The organism is Flavobacterium sp. Leaf359 (genome assembly GCF_001423985.1).
GTDB lineage: Bacteria > Bacteroidota > Bacteroidia > Flavobacteriales > Flavobacteriaceae > Flavobacterium > Flavobacterium lindanitolerans.
Genome location: NZ_LMPW01000007.1, coordinates 1 through 3,288 on the forward strand (window position 1 = coordinate 1; position 3,288 = coordinate 3,288).

The 3,288-nt window shown below is 36.8% G+C and carries 2 protein-coding genes; both read left to right on the forward strand.

Annotated features, from left to right (window positions below; all coding sequences use genetic code 11):
• Positions 1-552: 552 nt before the first annotated feature.
• Entirely contained in the window at positions 553-2,163 is a 1,611-nt protein-coding gene (locus tag ASG38_RS04085) for a hypothetical protein (protein ID WP_157486027.1), read from the forward strand.
• 28 nt (positions 2,164-2,191) lie between these two features.
• Positions 2,192-3,288 (forward strand): vWA domain-containing protein (locus ASG38_RS04090; RefSeq protein WP_157486028.1); only part of this gene is annotated, 1,097 nt, incomplete at its 3' end.

Genomic DNA, 3,288 nt, shown 5'->3' on the forward strand with positions numbered 1-3,288 from the left:
AAGAATTATGCTTGATAAGAAAATTAAAGAAGCAGAAAAATATGATGTAGCAGTTAACGATTATAAGGAAGGTGTCTATCTTGTTACCGTCACTACAGTAGATGGAAAGATTTTTAAATCAAAACTGGTTAAGAAATAATTCGTAAATAATTCTGCTAGTGACAGATATTATAGCAGGGCATATATTTTAAAGATATTCACAAAAAAAGCCGGCTTCTCTTGAAACCGGCTTTTATATTCAGGAAACTACTTCCCTTTTCACCTATCTCTTTCGGAAACATATTTTTTATTATTAAAACTCAGTTTTAATAGTTTTCCCATTTACCAGTTATCGTTAAAAATCACCCGCTTATTCCCATATAGTTCCGCTTATTACTTTTTGCTATTTGTTTTACAACAAAAACAATAATTTAACACTGATATTGATTTTTTAATATTAAAGTGTTATAAATATTTCAAAACACAAACCTCTCTTATTATACAAGTAAATAAATTATGATTATAGCTGTAACCAAATTCATAAATTTTAAACAATAACTTAATCTTATGCTTATGAATACAAAAATTAAATTAGCAGTGCTGACTCTTTGTTCAGGAACATTTTACATACAAGCACAAAACACAGTGGTAGGAACAGGAACTTTAGGAACCGGAAACGTGACTCCCCCATCAACACAGAATACAGTAGTCGGGTCATCAATTGGCGGTGCAGGAAACACTGGAGGATCAAATTCTTTTTTTGGCTATCAGGCAGGAATGACCAATGCTGGCGGCGGCAAAAACACCTTTTTAGGAGCGCTTGGGGGAGTAAGCAATATATCAGGAGGGGAAAATGTTTTCATTGGTTATTCTTCCGGAAACAAAAATTCGTCAGGCAATTATAATACATTCACAGGAACTTATTCTGGTTTTAATTCTTCTAAGGCAAGTAATAATGTTTTTACAGGATGGTCAGCAGGATATTCAAATATTAAAGGCGAACATAATGTTTTCAGCGGTTATAAATCTGGTTATTATAATATTGCAGATAATAATTCTTTTTATGGTGCTTTTTCAGGTCTTAGTAATACAAGCGGAGGCGAAAATGCTTTTTATGGTGCTCTTTCCGGAGTGAATAATTCTACAGGTGTACAAAATGTGTATTTAGGCGCAAATTCCGGTTATAAAAATTCTACCGGTAATGATAATGTATTTGTGGGTTATTCAGCCGGACTTAATACTACGGCTTCATATAATGTTTTTGTAGGATCCAGCTCAGGATTTAATAATACGACTGGAACATTCAACACTTTTACTGGAAACAATTCAGGACTTTATAATAAAGATGGTTATTCAAATAGTTTTTATGGGTACGATTCAGGCCGCTCAAACTCAACAGGCTATCGTAATACGTTTACAGGCACCAATTCAGGGTTTAGCAATACAACCGGCTATGATAATGTATATGTTGGTGCCAGTTCAGGATATGAAAATACCACAGGAGTCAATAATGTCTTTGTGGGCTTTATAGCAGGACTTAACACAACAACTTCATATAACACTTTTATTGGAGGTAGAGCTGGAGCTTTAAATTCAAGTGGGCAAGGCAATACTTATATCGGCTCAAATGCAGGATATTCCAACAATACTGGTTCACGAAATGTATTTCTTGGAGATTCTGCAGGATATAACGAACTTGGAAGTAATAAGCTCCATATCGCAAATAATGCAACGACTACGCTAATCTATGGCGATTTTTCAACCGGAAAAGTAGGTATTGGCGGAATCAATACCTATGCAACACCAGATACTTTCCCTGCAACAGCTGGAGCAGTTAGCTTGGCCAACTACAAGCTATTTGTCAAAGGAGGCATTTTAACAGAAGAAGTAAGAGTCAATCTTATGTCGGCATGGGCAGATTATGTTTTTGCGCCAGAGTATCAGTTAAAGCCATTGGCTGAAGTGGAGACTTTTATTAAAGAAAATGGCCACCTCCCAAATGTCCCGTCAGCAACAAAAGTAGCAGAAGAAGGTCTTGAATTGGGTGAAATCGCTAAAATACAACAAGAAAAAATCGAGGAGCTGACACTTTATTTGATCGAGCAGAACAAGAAAATGGATGAGCAGAATAAGAAAATAGAAGAGCTTACGAAACAGGTAAAAATCTTATCGGAGAGAAATTAGATATTCGTTTAACAAAAATATAGATAACATGAAAAACGTATATTTAATATACCTCTCCTTTCTGCTATTTGCCTTTAAAGGCTATTCACAAGGAAGTGACGTAATATTCTGGCTTGACAATAGCGGTTCTATTAGCAATTTAGAATATATGCAAATGACCAGTTCTGTCCAGGCAATAATGGAAAAGGTCATAGCCTGCAACCCCAACAATAGGATTTCCATAGTACAATACGGAGCTACAGGTGCCGCGGCTACAAGTAAAATCTGGATCGAATCTCCTTTTACGAATACTATACCTGTTTTTACTAGACGGAGCGCTGTAGGTGGTGGTGATTTTGCACACGAGGCATTAGGCTTGATAGGAAATGCACTTGATGGAATCCCAAACCCTGGCATAGTAAGCCCCGTGACCACATTAAACCGAACAGCAGGCAACTCGTTAGTTATTTATCTTTTTACAGATGCTTCAAGAAATAATGCAACGTCAGCTTCCTATATTGTGAATGCTAGCTCCCCAGGAATGAATACTGATGCTGCCTTCCAGAACTATACGACTTTCAAAACAGTTCGTAATGCTAAATTTGTTGTGACAATAGTTTCGCCAAATGTTAATGCAACACAAGCAGCTGGAGCTGTAGCAAGCTCTGGAGGTACTTACACAGGAATTGTCGAGTCTTATCCTGCTGATCCCGACGGAGCTGGAACAACACCAAGATTTCTTTTGAATAAAACAGATTTTATTATGACTCCAGCAGAAATCAACAATACAACAGAAGAAATCTGTTCTATAGCGATTGAAAATTGTATTCCGAATCTTGTCCTTGTATCTCCAACTCATGATGTAAATATCGGAACTCAGGATAATCGACAAGCATCAAATTCTATAACTGCATCAAATAGAATAATCAGTAACACTAGTAATGGAGGTGTTGGTATATATCATGCAGGAAATACAATTGTACTTAAGCCAGGATTCCACAGTATGTATCGTTCCCGGTTCAGGGCCTACATCCAACAGTGCCCGAGTGACTTTGTGGGAAGAGAGGCCAATCTTGAACCAAATAAGGATAATGGGAAAGAAGAAAAAATCAGCCTGTTTCCAAATCCTTCAAGCACTAGCGTAAC

Bases quoted from the DNA above. Each gene is read 5' to 3' on its own strand.
- ASG38_RS04085 (WP_157486027.1), top strand. From the start codon at position 553: ATGAATACAAAAATTAAATTAGCAGTGCTGACTCTTTGTTCAGGAACA.